The organism is Sorangium sp. So ce385, from assembly GCF_051474135.1.
In the GTDB taxonomy this organism is placed as follows: Bacteria; Myxococcota_A; Polyangia; order Polyangiales; family Polyangiaceae; genus Sorangium; species Sorangium cellulosum_D.
In genome coordinates this window covers 5982319-5998792 of record NZ_CP150337.1, presented here as the reverse complement: position 1 = coordinate 5998792, position 16474 = coordinate 5982319, and the positions used below count along the sequence as shown (strand labels likewise).

10 protein-coding genes and 3 tRNA genes are annotated in these 16474 nt (G+C 72.7%); 7 read left to right on the top strand and 6 right to left on the bottom strand.

What is annotated here, in order from left to right; genetic code table 11:
- The first annotated feature begins 1 nt into the window (after position 1).
- Both WME83_RS21800 and WME83_RS21795 read left to right on the top strand, forming a co-directional pair.
- Complete coding sequence (locus WME83_RS21800; RefSeq protein ID WP_437321215.1) at positions 2–1297, top strand: tetratricopeptide repeat protein; 1296 nt, start codon at positions 2–4, stop codon at positions 1295–1297.
- Positions 1284–2555 carry an outer membrane protein assembly factor BamB family protein gene (locus WME83_RS21795; protein ID WP_437321214.1) on the top strand — a complete coding sequence of 424 codons (1272 nt, stop codon included), beginning with the start codon at positions 1284–1286 and terminating at the stop codon, positions 2553–2555. The genes WME83_RS21800 and WME83_RS21795 overlap by 14 nt, the downstream gene beginning before the upstream one ends.
- 693 nt (positions 2556–3248) lie before the next feature.
- Here WME83_RS21795 and WME83_RS21790 read toward each other — a convergent pair.
- Together WME83_RS21790 and WME83_RS21785 are read right to left on the bottom strand one after the other, a co-directional pair.
- Entirely contained in the window at positions 3249–3842 is a 594-nt protein-coding gene (locus WME83_RS21790; protein WP_437321213.1) for a GNAT family N-acetyltransferase, read from the bottom strand.
- 76 nt (positions 3843–3918) lie between these two features.
- A complete protein-coding gene (locus WME83_RS21785; protein ID WP_437321212.1) occupies positions 3919–5583 on the bottom strand; it encodes a hypothetical protein in 1665 nt (554 codons plus the stop codon).
- Positions 5584–5936: 353 nt separating this feature from the next.
- On the opposite strand from WME83_RS21785, the gene WME83_RS21780 reads away from it, so the two are divergent.
- Both WME83_RS21780 and WME83_RS21775 read left to right on the top strand, forming a co-directional pair.
- Entirely contained in the window at positions 5937–6119 is a 183-nt protein-coding gene (locus WME83_RS21780) for a hypothetical protein (protein ID WP_437321211.1), read from the top strand.
- Between the two features lie 172 nt (positions 6120–6291).
- A complete protein-coding gene (locus WME83_RS21775) occupies positions 6292–7716 on the top strand; it encodes a serine/threonine protein kinase (RefSeq protein WP_437321210.1) in 1425 nt (474 codons plus the stop codon).
- 92 nt (positions 7717–7808) lie between these two features.
- Here the strand turns inward: WME83_RS21775 and WME83_RS21770 are convergent, their stop codons facing one another.
- The 3 genes from WME83_RS21770 to WME83_RS21760 form a co-directional block, all read right to left on the bottom strand.
- Positions 7809–8573, bottom strand: a complete 765-nt coding sequence (locus tag WME83_RS21770; RefSeq protein WP_437321209.1) for a hypothetical protein — start codon at positions 8571–8573, stop codon at positions 7809–7811.
- A gap of 250 nt (positions 8574–8823) precedes the next feature.
- On the bottom strand, positions 8824–9951 hold the full coding sequence (locus WME83_RS21765) for a carboxylate-amine ligase (protein WP_437321208.1): 1128 nt from the start codon (positions 9949–9951) through the stop codon (positions 8824–8826).
- Positions 9948–10931: an ATP-grasp domain-containing protein gene (locus tag WME83_RS21760; RefSeq protein WP_437321207.1), complete on the bottom strand. Its 984-nt coding sequence runs from the start codon at positions 10929–10931 to the stop codon at positions 9948–9950. The genes WME83_RS21765 and WME83_RS21760 overlap by 4 nt, the downstream gene beginning before the upstream one ends.
- A 376-nt stretch (positions 10932–11307) precedes the next feature.
- Between WME83_RS21760 and WME83_RS21755 the strand changes: the two genes are divergently transcribed.
- From WME83_RS21755 to WME83_RS21745, 3 genes are all read left to right on the top strand, one after another.
- Positions 11308–11379: transfer RNA gene (locus WME83_RS21755), tRNA-Val, on the top strand.
- A gap of 43 nt (positions 11380–11422) precedes the next feature.
- A tRNA-Asp gene (locus WME83_RS21750) sits at positions 11423–11499 on the top strand.
- A 138-nt stretch (positions 11500–11637) separates the two neighbouring features.
- A tRNA-Asp gene (locus WME83_RS21745) sits at positions 11638–11714 on the top strand.
- 177 nt (positions 11715–11891) lie between these two features.
- Here the strand turns inward: WME83_RS21745 and WME83_RS21740 are convergent.
- A complete protein-coding gene (locus WME83_RS21740; RefSeq protein WP_437321206.1) occupies positions 11892–16241 on the bottom strand; it encodes a PAS domain S-box protein in 4350 nt (1449 codons plus the stop codon).
- Positions 16242–16474 lie beyond the last annotated feature (233 nt).

The following is a 16474-nucleotide window of genomic DNA, read 5'->3' as shown; positions in this document are numbered from 1 at the left end:
CGTGTCGGACAAGGACCGAGAGCAGGCCGAAGAGAAATCCGCGGGGAGTGACAAGGACGAAGCCACGCGGAGCGATGGCGACGAGGGCGGGGCTGCGGAGGCGGCCCCGGCGCGGCCGCCGCGCGGCGCTCCGGTGAGGGAGGCCGGCGCCGACGAGAGCGACGACGAGGCGGCGCAGCGCGTCGCCGAGGCGCTCGGCGTGGGCGAGTCGGAGGAGGCGCCCCCGGCGGAGGCCGCGAGCGACGAGGCGGCCCCGGCGGTGCCGAACCGCGCCGCCCGCCGCCGCGACGAGGCCTCCGCGCGCCGCCGCAAGAAGAAGCCTGCGGGCGAGGAGCTGCCCAAGGACAAGAACGCCCGCGCGAAGGAGCTGCTCGCGCGCCGCCGGGAGCAGGCCGCGGGGCGCCGCCCGGTCCAGCTGCTGCCGGGCGAGATGGTCGAGGACGCGCTCAGCCGCATGACGACCGGCGCCGGCCGGTGGATCAAGAAGAACTTCCACGTCCTCCAGTGGGGCGTGCTGGCGGCGCTGGTCGCGACCGGCGGCGTGCTGTTCTACCTGTCGCGCACCGAGAAGAAGGACGCGGTGTCGACGTCGGCGCTCATGTCGGCCGTCGCTGCGGATCGGGGCAGGGTGCTCGCCGAGGACACGCGCAGCGAGGAGGAGAAGGAGTTCGACGTCACGAGGACCTTCAAGTCCGCGGACGAGCGGTCGGACACCGCGCTCGCCGCGTACAACAAGGTCATCGACGAGCACGGCGGCAGCGGCGCCGCGCTCCTGGCGAAGCTCGGGCAGGCCGGGGTGATGCTCGACAAGAAGGACTACGACCGCGCGCTCGAAGCGTACAGCGCCGTGGTCTCGTCGCCGCTCGCGGGGGCGGATCCCGACGTGAAGGGCCGCGCCATCGAGGGCATCGGGTTCGCGCGGGAGGGCAAGGGCGACCTCGACGGCGCCCTCGCGTCGTTCAAGGAGCTCGAGGCGATCGACATGAAGGGCTACAAGGAGCTCGCGCTGTACCACCAGGCGCGGATCCACCTGGCCAAGGGCGACAGCGAGAAGGCGAAGGAGCTGCTCAAGAGCGCGCACGAGAAGCTCCAGGCTCCCTCGACCGAGGGCCGCTCCTTCCAGTTCCTCGAGGCCGTCGTCGAGGAGATGCTGCGCAAGATCGACCCGGCCGCCGTGCCGCCCCGCGCCGCGTTCGGCGGCCCGAAGGGCCAGACGATGACGCCGGAGGAGATCGAGCAGCTGATCCGCCGCGCGCGCGAGAACGCGGAGAAGAAGGCGGGCGATGCGCCGCACTAGCCGCGCCGCGGGCGCTGTGCTCCTCGGGCTGGGCCTCGCGTCGCTCGGCGGCTGCGGCAACCTGGGCGTCGCCGCGGCGCCCGACGCGCCGCTCTGGCTGCATCACCCGGGGAGCGCGCTGGGCATCACGACGCGCCGCGAGCTCACGGCCGAGGCGCGCAAGGTCGGCGAGGCTTACGAGCGCGGCCGCCCCGAGATCGACGCGGCGCACCGGCGCGTCTTCGTCGGGTCGAGCGATCACGGCCTGTACGCGGTGCGGGCCGACACGAGCGACGTCCTCTGGCGGTTCGAGACGCTCGGCCCCGTGCAGAGCGAGCCGCTCTACGACGCCGCGTCGGACGCGGTCTACTTCGGCTCGAACGACGGCGCGCTCTACAAGGTGCGCGCCTCGGACGGCCAGCTGGTCTACCGCTTCATGACCAACGCCAAGGTCGCGCGGCGGCCGGTGCTGCGCGACGGCGTGCTCTACGTGACGAACTCGAACGACACGCTGATCGCGCTCGACGCGGAGACGGGCGCGATGCGCTGGTACCAGCATCGGACGCCGGCGTTCGGGATGGAGATCTCCGGGCACGCCGGCCCGGCGCTCGGGCGGGACAAGGTCTACACGGCGTTCTCCGATGGGGTCGTGATGGCCTACGACCTCAAGAACGGGTCCGAGCAGTGGGCGCTCGTCGACCTGGCGGCCGAGGCCGAGCAGAGCGCGGGCGGCCAGACGCCGAAGTACCTCGACACGGACACCACGCCGGTCTTCGGCCAGATCGCCTCGGGCGATGTGGTCTTCGTGGCGGGCTACGCGGGCGGGGTGTTCGCCCTCGACGCCGAGAACGGGACCCGGGCCTGGGTGAACGAGGCGGCGGTCGGCGTCACCGAGCTCGTGCTGTGGCATCAGCCAGCGCACGCGCCGCGGAGCGGAGGCGGTCCGATCGTGCCCGAGCGGAAGGTGCTGCTCGCGTCGTCGGGCTTGACGGGCCTGTGGGCCTTGGACCCGGAGGACGGCCGCACGATCTGGCGGCGGGATTTGCCGGACGGGGGCATCTCGGCACCGGTGCCGTTCGCGGGGGCGCTGCTGGTGACGACCACGCGCTACGGGATCTTCCTGTTCTCACCGCTGGACGGCGCGGTGATCGACGGCATCGAGACGGGGGGCGGCATCGCGATGACGCCGGCCGCGTACGGCCGGCGGGCGTTCGTGCTGACGAACGGCGGCGCGCTGCTCAGCCTCGACGTCGAGACGCCGCCGCTTCCCAAAGGCTGAGCGGTCGTTCAGGTCCGAACCACGGCGCGGGCAGGACGCTTGGGCGTTGTAGGGCCGAAGGATGACGCGGCGCGTCGTGATCCGCAGTGTCCTGGAGCGTCCGCCCGGGTTGAGGTCGGCGTCGAGGCTGACCCGGGTTGAGGCTGGGGGCGAGGCTCGACTCGGGTTGAGGTCAGCGGGGCCGACTCCCGAGGCCGACCCAGGTTGAGGTCGGGGGCGACGAGGCCGACCCAGGTTGAGGTCCGGGGGGGGGGGGGGGCAACGAGGCCGACCCAGGTTGAGGTCGGCAGCGAGGTCGGGGCGACAAGGCCGACCCAGGTTGAGGCCGGCAGCAAGGCCTGACCCGGGTTGAGGTCGGGGCGACGCCGAAACCGACTCCAGGTGCCCGAAATGACCCGGAAAATCGAGCTCCAGCCCCCTGCCCTCGGGACCGATGTCGGATCGCATAAGAAACATTATGTCAACTCGCGCCGTCGGGCATCTTGGCCGACCTCAGGCGAACGAACTCGCACCGGTTGGCGGCCCCTTGCCACCGGCGCCCGAGCCCAGGTCAGCCCCCGAGCCGACCTCCACCCGCGCGCACGCCGCTCCGCCTCGCACCGGCAAACCCGGCCGCGACCGCCCCCACCGCGCCCCTGCCCGCCGGGCGCACCCCACCTGCGGCGGCCCTCCGCCGGCCGCCGCCAAGCAGCCTCAGCCGTCCCCGGCTGCCTCGTCCTCGTCCTCGTCCGGCGCTTCCGCGGCCTTCGGCGGGATGGCCGCCCAGAGCACGACCTCGCCGTCCCGGGTCCGCGGCCTCCCCGCGGCCTCCTGCTCGCTCCGCCACGCGCGGACCTTCGCCGGCGCGTCATCGCCGAGCTTCGCGAAGCCCGCCTTCCTGTAGAACGCCTGGGCCCAGCTCGCCCGCTCCCTGGCCTTCAGCACGATCTGTTCCATGCCGAGCTCCCGCGCCCGCTCCTGGAGCTCCGCCAGCAACCGCGTCGCGACGCCCCGCCGCTGGTGGTCCGGATGCACCGAGATCTCCTCCAGGTACGCGACCCCGGGTGCCTCGTCGCGCCACGCCAGGTAGCCGGCCACCTCGCCGTCCGCCTCCGCCACGCGCACGTCGTGCTGCCGCGTCAGCGCGGCGATGTCGGCCACCGTCCGCGCCGGCACCTCCGCCGCGTCGAAGCCGAGCTCGTGGTACATCGCCGTGCAGGCCTGCTCCGTCGCGGCGAGCGCTGGCAGCTGGGCCTCCTGCAGTCCTGTCACGCGGATGCGCTTCGGGGCCGTCCGTTCGTCATGCATCCCCGGAGGCTACCGCCATCGCGCGGGATGCCCCACTTCTTGCCGATCTCCCGCGCCGCCCGCGCGCCGCGGCACCTCAGCCGCGCAGCTGGAGCAGCCGCGCTATCGTCTCGCCGTCCCCGGGGCTCAGCGGGACGAGGATCCCGAGCGCCGCCCCCCGCGGCGGAGCGTTCCGCCCGTCCATCGGGACGAGACGGAGCTCCCCGGTGCTGGAGATGCCGATCACCGCGATCCGCAGCGCCGGCAGCGGCTCGATCTGCGACGCGGGCAGCCGCGGCGGCGGCGCCTGCCACTCGCCCTCGTAGGGCGGATCGCTCCACGCCGAGTCCACCGCCGCCCCCTCGGACGGCCGCGCCTGCATCGCCCCCGGAGGCCCCCCGGCCAGCGTCGCTTCCGCCTGCTGATCCTCAGAGGCGGCGCCCGCGTCCTCGTCGTCCGGCTCGGCCTCGGTCCAGTCGGCGCGATCCTCGGGCGCCTCGGGCGCATCCGCCGGAGCCGCGGCGGACGGCTCGCCGTCGCCCGCCTGCTCCAGGCCGAGCATCGGCGTCTCCTCGTCCAGGTCCTCGATCCGGTGCTCCATGAGCACCCGCTGCTCCTGCGCCGTCAGCGGCCGGCGCGTGGTGCCCTCGTCGTCCGGCCAGAGCCGCGGGCGCCGCTCGGTCGCCTCCTGCGACGAGCTCGCGCCGAGCAGCGGGCTCGCCTGCCGCCGCGCCGCCGAGGCCACCGCGATGGCCGTCGGCACCGTCTCGCGCTGATCGGGCGGGGCCTCGCCGTCCGCCGCGAGCTGCTCCCCGGTCGTGCTCTGGGGCGCGGCGCCCGACGCGCCCTTCCCCGGCTCCTGGTCCGCCGACGCGCCCGCGACCGGGAGCTTGACCGCCGGGAACTCCTCGGTCACCGCCGTGGTCGACGACACCCTCGCGTGGGTCGGCCCCGTGAAGCTGGCGATCGGCCGCGCCTTGATCGCGGCGGGACGGCCGGCCGCCCCGGCCGCCTGCGGTCCGGCAGCGGGACGCGCCGGGAGCCCCGCCGCGGCGCCCGCCCCGGCGCCCGCCGCGCGAGCGGCGGGCGACAGCTGCGTGGGGGTCGCCTCGCGCACGGCCACGGACCGCGCACCCCCTGGGGCGCGCTCCGCCCCGAGCGGCACCGCGCGGCCCAGCCCCCCGACGGGCCTGGGCGGCGGGCCGGCGTCGCGGGACGACGCCATCGCCGAGGTCATCGGCCCCGACGGCGCGTCGCCGGCAGGCGCGCGGACCGACGGCGACCGCTTCACGGCCGGCGACGCGGGTGCCGGCGGCACGCTCTGGCCGCTGCGCTCGCCCCGGCCCCCCTCCGCGCTCGGCGGTCGCGACGGCGCTCCGCGGGACCCGACGCCCGACGCGCCCGGCCTCGGCGGCGGCGCGCTCGCCGTGGCGGGAGACGCGCCGGACGCCTGAGGCGGCGCGCTCAAGGGCGTCTTCGGCGCGCTCGCGATCGCCGGGGGCGAGTCCGTGGCCGTGGCCGAGCCCGGATCCTCTTCGCTCACCGAGATCTTCTGCGCCACCTCCGCGGCCGCCTTGAAGAGCTCGAGAGCGCGCAGGTCGGCGTTTGCATCCGAGGCCTGCTCCGCGGCGCGGCGCAGCCACCTCAGCGCTTCTTCACGCTCGCCGCGCCCCCACAGGGCGGTCGCGGTCGACAGCGCCCAGTGCACGTCTTCGTCGTCTTCGTCGTGCGGCGGCGGGATCGGGCGCAAATTGGCTTCCATGAGGCCTCGTGGAGCAGGTCGCTCCCCTGTACCACGACTCTCGCGCCCGCGTCTCCAGCCCGATCTGGCGCACTCTTCGCTACGAATCATTCCTTTTCGCGCGGCCCCGTTCTCATGCGGGTGCCCATCGATGGCCCCGGCAGCGCTCGCTGCATTCTTCCTGCCCGACCGTGCTCGCGTAGTATCTGCTGCGATGAGCCGACCTCGCGCCGCGCCCCTGCAGCCGCCGCTCCGCGCGGCCGCCTCACGCCCGCTCCGCGCCCGCGCTCCTGCACGCCGAGCGCCGCGCGCAGGGCCGCCGGCCACGCCGACGAGGGCTGCGCCCGCGCTCGCGCGCGGCACGTCGCTGGAAAATGTCAAGCGGCCGCGCGCCGAGGACGCCGCCGCCGCGCGCCGCGGCCGCCAAGTTCCCGGAGCGAATCGCCGCGGTCATCGGCAAGGTCATCGGCAAGGCGGAGGCGCCGATCCGGTACGAGAGCTTCGGCCCGGAAGCCGATGAGATCATTCCTCTCGGCCGCCGTCGCGCCCGAACTTGAGGTCCGTGTCCCCTTCGTGGCACCCTGGCTTCGCGGGACCTCCTTCGTGACGTGCGAGCGCGATGGCGCTGCGTCGCTCCGGCAGACGTCGAGGCTGCGTGCCTCCACGAACGTAACGGCGGCACTCGAGCTCCACCCCTCTCAACTCCGCCTCCCCCTCTAGGACCACCGCGTGCAGATCTTGTCGGACCTCAAGCCTGGAGACACGCTGGGCCGCTACGAGATCCTCATGCCGGTCGCCCGTGGAGGGATGGCGGCCGTTTGGGCGGCGCGCCTCGTGGGCTCCCGCGGCTTCCAGAAGATCGTCGCCATCAAGACGATGCTGCCGGAGATCGGCAACGACCCGGCCTTCGAGGCGATGTTCCTCGACGAGGCGCGCCTCGCGTCCCGCATCCGGCACCCCCACGCGGTCGAGATCGTCGAGCTCGGCGACGAGAACGGCGTCCTCTACATCGTGATGGAGTGGGTCGACGGCGACACCATCTCCACGCTCAACAAGCAGGTCCGATCGACCGGCGGCGTCCCCCTGCCGATCCTCCTGCGCATCGCCTCGAGCATCTGCGCCGGCCTCCACGCCGCGCATGAGCTCCGCGACGACGAGGGGAAGCTCGTCGACCTCGTGCACCGCGACATCTCGCCGCAGAACGTCATGGTGTCGTACGACGGCATCGTAAAGATCGTCGATTTCGGCGTCGCCAAGGCCACGGGCCGGCTGCACGAGACGCGCGTCGTCGGCCAGCTCAAGGGCAAGATCCCGTACCTCTCCCCGGAGCAGCTCACCTCGGGCAAGGTCGATCGCCGCTCCGACATCTTCTCGCTCGGCGTCCTGCTCTACACGACCCTGAGCGGCTACCACCCGTTCCGCGGCCGGAGCGACGCCAAGACCATGGAGAACATCCTGCGGTTCGCCCCGGTCCCCCTCCGGGAGCTCGTGCCCGACGTCCCGTTCGACCTCGCGGTCGCCATCGAGCGCGCGCTGGCCAAGGATCCGGCGGACCGCTGGAACGACTGCGCGTCCTTCCAGCGCACGCTCGACCAGATCGCGATCTCGATCGGCACCCCGGTCACGGACGGCGACGTCGGCCGCTTCGTCCGCGAGACCCTCGGGGACATCGTGGCCGAGCGCCGGAAGAAGCTCGCGACCGCGATCCAGCTCGCGGACAGCCGCATGTCGGCGCGGGGGGAAGGCCGCACCGCGTCCTCGATCAGGGGCGACCGGCGCAAGCAGGCGCCCGCCGGGAACACGCCCCTCCCCGCCACCTTCGCGGGCATCCTCCCCGTCTCCCTCGAGGAGCCTCCCCCGAAGTCCTCGTCGCAGTCGCCGCCCGCGAGCCTCGCGCTGCCGGTCGCGTCCGCGCCTCCGGCCCTGGTCACCCCGGCGCCCCGCGCCCGGCGAAGGTGGCGCCGCCGCGTCTCCCTGGCCCTGCTCCTGGTCCTGCTGCTCCTCACGGGCGCGGCGCTCGCCGCCCGCGCGGGCCTCCTGCCCGTTCCCGGCGAGGTGCACGATCTCCTGCGCGACGGGCGCTCGCTCCTGCGCAGCGCGCGCGAGCTGCTCCGCGGCGTGCTCGAGCGGCTGAGCGCCCTCCTCGCCGACTAGCTCCGCCCGCCCGAAGTCCGGCCAGGGATGCCGGACTTCGGCGCCGCTTCGCCGCGGCCTCGCGCCGCGCGGTCAACGCGGGTCGGCCGCGCTCACTTGATGCCGGCGGACGGCTCCGGCAGGCAGACGCCGAGCGTGCAGAGCAGGAGGTTGACGTCGCCGGCCGCGCAGTACACCTGCCGCGCGCAGTAATCGTCGTAGCCGCAGAGCTGGTGGCAGGACGCCTCGTTCCCGAGCGCGCCGGTGAACGTCATGCACGACCAGCCGCTCGAGAGCCACAGCCCCTCGGGCCGCTTCGTGTCGAAGAGGCACGCGTCGGCGCGCGTCTCCGGGTCGAACACCTCCGCGGTGCACGCCTCGCCCCCGGACAGCTTGCTACGCGCGGCGGACATCGTGTTGAGCAGGTAGGTCACGTCGCACGTCTGCCCGGTGGCCGATTCTCTCACGACCCGGGCGCGCAGCTCGTCCTTCCTCGCCGCGTAGGCCCGCACGGCGCGGATCGCGCCCGTGACCTGGTTGTTGCCGCCGTCGGGCTTCGGCCCCTCGGCGAGCGCCGCGAGCACCCGCTCGGCCAGCTGCTCCGCCTCGGGATCGGCGCCCGCCGCGCCGTCCTTCGCGTAGCCGAGGCGGATGTACGAGGCGGGCGTGCGCGGCGTGCACGGCTTCGCGTGGGCCCAGAGCTCCTCGCTCACGATGGGCGGCCGCTTCGTCTCCGGCTGCTTGCAGACGCCCACCGAGCCGGGGGGCAGCGTGCCGGAGGCCCGCGGCGTCGGCTGCCCCGGACCTTCGTTGACGTACTCGGTCGACGCGCAGCCCGCGGCGCCCGCGGCGACAGACAGCGCGACCAGGCAGCCCACCGAGAGAGCGAACGCAGAGCGGCGCGGAGCGATTCCCACGGCCGCACGGTAGCAGAGCCGGCGCGCGAGCAGAAATTCTCGCCGGGAGGCCCGCCGCGGCGGCGGTCGCGCGCCGCGGCGGCGGCGGTCGGCGCCGCGGCGAGCCCGCCCCGAGGCGCGAGCCCGCCCCGAGGCCCCCGCGACCGGACCGAGAGCACCTCACGGCGCCCTCCCGCGCCGCGGGCGATCCCCGCCGCCCGGCGCCCGGGGCCTACAGGCCGAGGCTCGACTGCTCGATCAGGTCGTCGACGACGGCCTCGAAGCTCTGCGTCCGGCCGTAGACCGCGAGCTGGCGATCGGCGCTCGTCCCCTCGTCGAGGATCGCCCGGATCCGCTCGAGCTCGCCCTGCGATCCGAAGATCTCCGCCGACTCCTGGACGAACTCGAGCAGCTCGCCGACGAGCAGGCGGACGGGGACCTGCTCCTGCTTGCCGAAGTCGATGAGCTGCCCGTCGATGCCGTAGCGCACGGCGCGCCACTTGTTCTCCTCGATGAGCTCCTGCCGGTACTCGCGGAACCCGAGGTTGCGCCGGTAGAGCAGGTAGAGCTTGCCCATGACGGCCTGGATGAGCGCCGCCAGCGCCACGGTGTCGTCGAGGCGCGTCGTCATGTCGCAGATCCGGACCTCGACCGTGTCGAAGAACGGGTGGGCGCGCACGTCCCACCAGATCTTCTTCGCGTTGTCGATGCAGCCCGTCTTCACGAGCAGGTCGACGAAGCGCTGGAAGTGGCCGTACGACTCGAAGCGCCCCGGGATGCCGGTGCGCGGGAAGCGCTTGAAGATCTCGCTGCGCGTGCTCTTCAGGCCCGAGGAGCGGCCGAGCCAGAACGGCGAGCTCGTCGACAGCGCGAGGATGTGCGGGAGGAAGTAGCGGACCTGGTTCGCCAGGGCCATCGCCACCTCGCGGTCCTTGACGCCCACGTGCACGTGCAGCCCGAAGATGAGGTTCGCCCGGGCGACGTCCTGCAGGTCCTCCACGATGCCCCGGTAGCGCTCACCGTCGGTGATCTCCTGCTTCTTCCAGTCGCTGAACGGGTGCGTCCCCGCCGCGACGATGCGCATCCCGCCTTGCCGCGCGAGCGCCCTGAGGCTGCCGCGCAGCTCGGCCAGCTCTTCCCTCGCCTGCCGGATATCCCGGCAGACGCCGGTGCCCGTCTCGACGACCGACTGGTGCATCTCCGGGCGGACCCGCTCGCGCAGGAGCTTGTGGCCCTGCCCCCCCTCGAGCAGCTGGCTCACGTACGACCGGAGCTCGCGCGTCTCGGCGTCGACGATCTGGAACTCCTCCTCGATGCCCAGCGTGAACTGGCCGTCGAGCAGCCCCAGGGCCGCGGTCACGACGAGGCCCCGAGCCGGACCTTCTGCACGGAAGGCCGCACGAGCCTCGACCACGCGTAGCCGTCGCGCGTCCGCCGGTCGCCGCGCGCGCACTCCACGGCGTACGCGACCATCCAGTCGACCGCGATGTTGAAGTAGCGCTCCCGCAGGTGCTCGATGTGCATGTCGGGCGCCGGGTTCGTGAAGTCGATCGCGTACGGCACCCCGTCCCGGATCGCGAACTCGACCGAGTTCATGTCGTACCCGAGCGCCCTGTTGATCTTGATCGCGTCCTCGACGATGCGATCGTGGAGCGCCTTCGGGAGCCACCGCTCGTCGTCGTGCTGCACGTAGCAGCCGCGGAGCCCGGTGGGGCCGATCGCCTTGGGGTCGTACTGGATCGGGAGGATGCGATCCTTGCCGACGCAGATGCAGCGGACGTAGTCGTCGAAGTCGATGAACTCCTGCAGGGTCATGACGTTCTGCCCGGAGGCGTTGTAGGCGGCGAGCAGCTCCTCCTGGCTCCGCACCACCGACACGTCCTTCCAGCCGCCGCCGTCCGCGGGCTTGAGGATGGCCGGGAAGCGCACGTAGTCGATGATCGCCTCCCAGTTGAGCGGGTACTCGAGGTTGCGGAGGCTGCGCTCCTTGACGATGGCCGGGATGTAGTCGCGCTGGGGCAGCATGACGGTGCGCGGCGTCGCGATCCCGATCTGCGACGCGAGCGAGTAGCCAAAGAACTTGTCGTCCGCGCTCCACCAGAACGGGTCGTTGATCACGAACGCCCCGCCGAGCGCCGCCGCCTTGAGGTGGAAGCGGTAGTGCTTCACCTCCTGGCTGATCCGGTCGATGAGCACCCGGTACGGGCTCTCGAAGCGCTCGGGCGTCCCGCCGATCTTCGCGATCTCCGCCCGGACGCCCGGCACCTTGTTGCACCTCTCGAGAAAGGCCTGCGGGAACGACTGCTCCCAGCCGACGAGGATGCCGATCTTCTCCGCCATACGTTGCTGTCTCCTCCCAACCACACGTGGTCGCGGCCACCGCCGCTGACGCACAGCGTAGCGCGGATACCCAGGAATTTTACGCTAGAAGTGTAGCGATGAGCCGGTCGCGCGAGCTCGGTCAACGGCTCTGTCCGCCGGTCCGTCCGGTGCGATCGCGACGTCGCCGCGCGCGACGTGGGCGGCTCGCAGAAGAGGGCGTCCGCCATCGGCGAGCGTGGCGCGTGCGGCGCGAAGAGCGCGCCACGCGCACGGCACGCGCTCGACGCGCAGCCCCAGGCGGAAACCCCGGCCAGATCGGCCAGGGACGGAGGCTGTCCGAAAATAGATCTTGACGGAACCTGCTCGGCGAGTAGAGTCGCGCACCTCTCCGACGGGGCGGGTAGCTCAGCGGCAGAGCGTCGGCCTTACAAGCCGATGGTCGCAGGTTCGACCCCTGTCCCGCCCACTCCTGGGTCAAGGGCCTGGGCGAGCTGTGATGATGTCAGTCTGGGGTGGTAGTTAAGTTGGTTATAACGCCGGCCTGTCACGCCGGAGGCCGCGGGTTCGAGTCCCGTCCACCCCGCCAGCTTTCTTCTATATTTCCGAGTCGCCGCTCCCCTGAGCCTCCCTCGGTTGTCCCGTGTCGATCGATGCGGGGCGGCGAGGAAGCTTGGCTCATGCGAGCCGGGCATCTGCCCGCACGGCGATCGGAGCGCTGACATCTGGGGTGGTAGTTAAGTTGGTTATAACGCCGGCCTGTCACGCCGGAGGCCGCGGGTTCGAGTCCCGTCCACCCCGCCAGCACTGCTCGGAATCTTCGACGCCCGGCCGTCAGGCCGCCTTTTCCGGCGGCCGCTCGACAGCGCGCCGGTCTGGCCGCGCGCCGTCGCAGGTTGTGCCCTCGCTGCGCTACAGGCCCTGCCCTCGCCGCGCCGCCCTCATCGCGCCACGGGCCCTGCCCGCGCCGTCCGCGTGCCCTCACCGCGCCATCACGCGCTGGATGGCCGCGTCGAGGTCGCGGAAGCTCACCGGCTTGATGAGGTGCTCCAGGAAGCCGGCGCGGATCGTCTTGCGGCGATCCTCCTCCATGCCGTAGCCGCTCAGCGCGATGGCCTTGAGCTCGTGGCCGGCGGACCGGATCGACGTGATCAGGTCCGTGCCGCTGCCGTCGGGCAGCCCGAGGTCGCTCACGAGCAGATCGAACGCCTCCGCCCCGACCAGGTCGAGCGCGGCGCGCACGCTCCGGGCGATGCGCACCGTGTGGCCGGTCAGCGTGAGCAGCTCGCTCATCATCTCCGCCGTGTCCTCGTGGTCCTCCACGAGCAGGATGCGCAGCGCGCGCCTCGGCGCCGCCGTCCCGGCGGCCTTTGCCTGCGCCGGCGCGGCGGCCGCGGGCGGCCTCGCGGCGGGCAGGAGGACGCGGAAGGTCGCCCCGGCCCCCCGCCCAGGGCTCGACGCCGTGATCGCGCCGCCGTGCAGCTGCACGATCGCCCGCGAGATCGCGAGCCCGAGGCCGAGCCCGCCGAAGTGCCGCGTCGTGTCCGCGTTCCCCTGCTCGAAGGCGTCGAAGATCCGCGGCAGGACCTCGGGCTCGATGCCGACCCCCTGATCCCGCACCTCGATGACCACCTGCGCGCGCTCGTCGTAGCAGCAGAGCTCGATCTGCGACCCGGGATAGCTGAACTTCACCGCGTTCTTCAGGAGGTTCCAGACCACCTGCTCCAGCCGGGCGACGTCCGCCGCGACCCAGTGCTCGCCCGGCGCGACGTCGAGCGTCAGCCGGATGCTCTTCGCGTCGACCTCGTCGGCGCAGATCTCCATCGCGTGCTCCAGCACCGTGCGCGCCGCGACCGTGTGCGTGACCAGCTCGAGCTTGCCGCGAACCACCCGCGTCAGGTCCAGGAGATCGTCGATGAGGCGCGCCTCGAGCTCGGCGTTGCGCTGGATCATCTCGACGCCCCGGCGGACCTCGTCGGGCAGGTCGTCGCGGCGGAGCAGCCGCGACGCGGCGGTGACCACCGGCGTGAGCGGGGTCCTGAGCTCGTGCGACAGGACGGCCAGGAACTGATCCTTCGTGCGGTTCGCGTGCTCCGCGGCCTCGCGCGCCGCGATGAGCTCCGCCTCGACCTGCTTGCGCGGCGTGATGTCCTGCACCACGGCCATCGTGCGGGTGATGCGGCCGCCCGCGTCCCGCACCGCCGTCACCGTGGTGCTCGCCCAGAGCCGCCTCGCGTCCCTCGTCACGTAGCGGTTCTCGAGCGCGAAGTCGCTGATCTCGCCGCGCAGCAGCCGCTCGTACCGCTCGGCGACGGCGCTCGCGTCCTCCGGCGCCGTGACGTCGAGGAGCGCCTTGCCGAGGAGCTCCGTCGCCTCGTGCCCGAGCATGCCGGCGAACTTCCTGTTCACCCGCACGAAGCGGCCCGTGGCGGGATCGCACTGGACCTTGCCGACCACGGCGCTCTCGAAGATGGTGCGGAAGTCCTCCTCGCTCGCGCGGAGCGCCTCCTCCGCGCGCCTGCGCCGCGTGATGTCGGTCAGCATCGCGGAGGCCCCGATGATCGCGCCGCCGGCGTCGTGGATGGGCGCGACGCTGATAGAGACATCGACGCGATCGCCGCCGCGCGCGATCCCCACCGTCTCCACCGGCTCCACCCGCTCGCCGCCGAGCACCCGATCGAGGACGGCCCGCAGCTCGTCGGCGCGCTCGGGCGCGATGATGAGGTGCACGGGGCGGCCGATCACGTCCTTCTCGCCGTAGCCGAACATCCGCTCCGCGGCCGCGTTCCAGCTCGTGATCGCGCCGTCGACCGTCGCGCCGAGGATCGCCTGCTCGGCGGACGCGACGATCGCGGCGAGCCGGCCGCGCTGCTCCTCGGCCTCCTTGACGCTCGTCACGTTCACGAGCGTGACGACCACGCCGGAGATGACGTTCGCCAGCGTGCGGTACGGCAGCACCCGCAGCATGTAGCAGCAGCGGCCGTCCTCGAGCTGCACCTCCCGCTCCTTCGGCGCGAGCGTCCGCAGGACGTCGCGCGCGTCCGCCACGAGCGAGGAGGCGTCGAAGCGCGCCGCGATGTCGAGGATGGATCGGCCGATGTCGCCCTCGATCAGCCGGAAGACCTCCGTCGCCGCGGGCGTGAACCGCCGGATCCTGAGCTCGTCGTCGAGGAACACCGTCGGGATCTGGGTGCTGAGCAGGAGGTTCTGGAGATCGTCGTTCGCCGCGTCGAGGGCCTCGATCTTCGACTTGAGCTCGCTGTTCAGCGTCTCGAACTCCTCGTTCAGGCTCTGGAGCTCCTCGTTCATGCTGAGGAGCTCCTCGTTCGAGCTCTTCAGCTCCTCGTTCGACGTCTCGAGCTCCTCGATCGTCGTCTGGAGGTGCTCCCGCGTGGCCTTGAGCTCGTGCTCGAGCTGGTCGACGAGCGACCCGCTCTCCCGCCGCGGGCCGAGCGGCGGCGCCTCGCCCCGCGCCGCCGGCCGGAGCTCGTCGAACAGGACGACGTACAGGCCGAGGTCGTCCTCGAGGCCGCCGAGCGGCCGCACGACGAGGTTGAGGCGCTGCGTCCCCGCGATGGTCTCGACCGCGATGTTCTCGTGGACCACCTGCTCGCGCATCCTGACGGCGCGGTGCACGGCCGACCGCACCTCGGGGCGCAGCGCCCGCAGCACCATGTTGGAGACGTTGACGTCGAGCGCCCCCGTCGACGGCGCGAGGTACTTCCCCGTCTCGCCGGACAGGTACACGATGTCGCCCTGCTCGTTCACGACGACGCACGGCGGCCCGTAGCGCTCGAGGAGGCACCGCTCGATGGTGCGCTCGATGCTCTGCTCGGGCGACCAGGCGCCGCGGCGCGCGAGCTCGCCCGCGCGCCCGTCCGCCGCGGTCCGCTCGGCGAGCGGGAGCCGCGGCAGCGCGTGCCCGACGGCGCGCTTCTTCTGGAAGATCCGCCGCTTGCCGTCGATCGGGCGGAACAGGTCGCTCCGCTGCGACACGCTCTCCGAGGGGCCGAGGAGCAGGTAGCCGCCCTCGACGAGCGCGTAGTGGAAGACCCCGAGCACCCGCCGCTGGAGCTCGCCCTCGAGGTAGATGAGGACGTTGCGGCACGAGATCAGATCGAGCCGCGAGAACGGCGGATCCCTCGTGAGATCGTGCCGGGAGAAGACGCAGACGTCGCGGATCGCTTTGGCGATCGAGCAGGTGCCGCCCTCCTCGGCGACGAGGAAGCGCGCGAGCCGGCCCGACGCGATGAGCTGCGTCGCCTCCCTCGGGTAGCGCCCCTGCCGGGCGATCTCGATGGCCTGGTCGTCCACGTCGGTGCCGAAGATCTGCACGCGCGGGGCCGCGGGCAGCTGCTCGACGTGCTCCATGAGGAGCATCGCGATCGTGTAGACCTCCTCGCCGGTGGCGCAGCCCGGCACCCAGACGCGGATCGGGCTGTCCGCCTCGCGCTCCGCGAAGAGCGCCGGCACGATCTCCTCCCGCACCGCCTCGAACGTCTCCGGATCGCGGAAGAACTCGGTCACGCCGATGAGGAGATCGCGGACCAGCTGCGTCGGCTCGTCCGCCTCCCGCCGGAGCAGCGCCATGTAGTCGGCGATCGAGGTCGCCCGCAGCACCTGGGCCCGGTGCTGCACCCGCCGGACCAGCGTGGTCCTCTTGTACTGGCGGAAGTCGTGCCCCGTGCGCTCGAGGAGCAGCGCGCAGATCTCCGGCAGCCGCGCGGCGATCTCCTCGACGAGGTCCGCGCGATCCCCCTCTGCGGGCAGGCGCCGCGCGTACTCGAGCAGCGCGGCTGGGATGTCGCGGAGGGCGAGCACGTAGTTGACGAGCCCGGTGTCGATCGCGTGCCGCGGCATGTCCGGGTGAGCGGCGGTCGCGGGGTGCTGCGCGATCGTGAGCCCGCCGTGCTCTCGGACGACCTTGAGCCCGCTCACGCCGTCGTGCCCCGAGCCGGAGAGCACCACCGCCGCCGCCCGCTGCTTCGCCTCTTCGGCGAGCGACCGGAGCAGCACGTCCATCGCCGCGCGGTGGCCGCGCGGCTCCGCGAGGCGGCTCAGCCGGAAGACGCCGCCCTGGATCGTCGCCGTCGCGTGCGAGGGGGTGACGTAGACGTGGCTCGGCTGGATCGGCAGCCCGTCCGTCGCCTCCAGCACGGGCATGCCCGTGTGGGCCGCGAGCAGCTGCGACATCACGCCCGCGTTGTGCGGCTCGAGGTGCACGAGCACGAAGGCGAACCCGCTGTCGGGCGGCATCGCCGAGAGGAAGGCCCTGAAGGCCTCCAGGCCCCCCGCCGACGCCCCGAGCGCGACGATGAGGCTGTCGGCCAACTGGGTTCGCCGGGGCGACGGGGCCCCCGTCGTGGCATCGCGGCTCTCACCGTCGCTTCGCATCAAAGCCTCCGACGCTTAGTACACGTCTGGGACAACAGCCAGCGAACGTCGGCGCAAAGCGCGTCCGTGGAGCGCCATAAGGATCTACCCGACCGCCGTCTCCAGGAGCGCCACCTCCTGGACGCGCTCGTGGCTAGGTCGTCACACGTCATTTCCCCGGGCGCGAATGC

Excerpts from the sequence above, each read along its gene's own strand:
- WME83_RS21760 (WP_437321207.1), bottom strand. The coding sequence starts at position 10,931 with ATGGCGGAGAAGATCGGCATCCTCGTCGGCTGGGAGCAGTCGTTCCCG.
- WME83_RS21790 (WP_437321213.1), bottom strand. The coding sequence starts at position 3,842 with ATGCATGACGAACGGACGGCCCCGAAGCGCATCCGCGTGACAGGACTG.
- WME83_RS21795 (WP_437321214.1), top strand. The coding sequence starts at position 1,284 with ATGCGCCGCACTAGCCGCGCCGCGGGCGCTGTGCTCCTCGGGCTGGGC.
- WME83_RS21785 (WP_437321212.1), bottom strand. The coding sequence starts at position 5,583 with ATGGAAGCCAATTTGCGCCCGATCCCGCCGCCGCACGACGAAGACGAC.
- WME83_RS21780 (WP_437321211.1), top strand. The coding sequence starts at position 5,937 with ATGTCAAGCGGCCGCGCGCCGAGGACGCCGCCGCCGCGCGCCGCGGCC.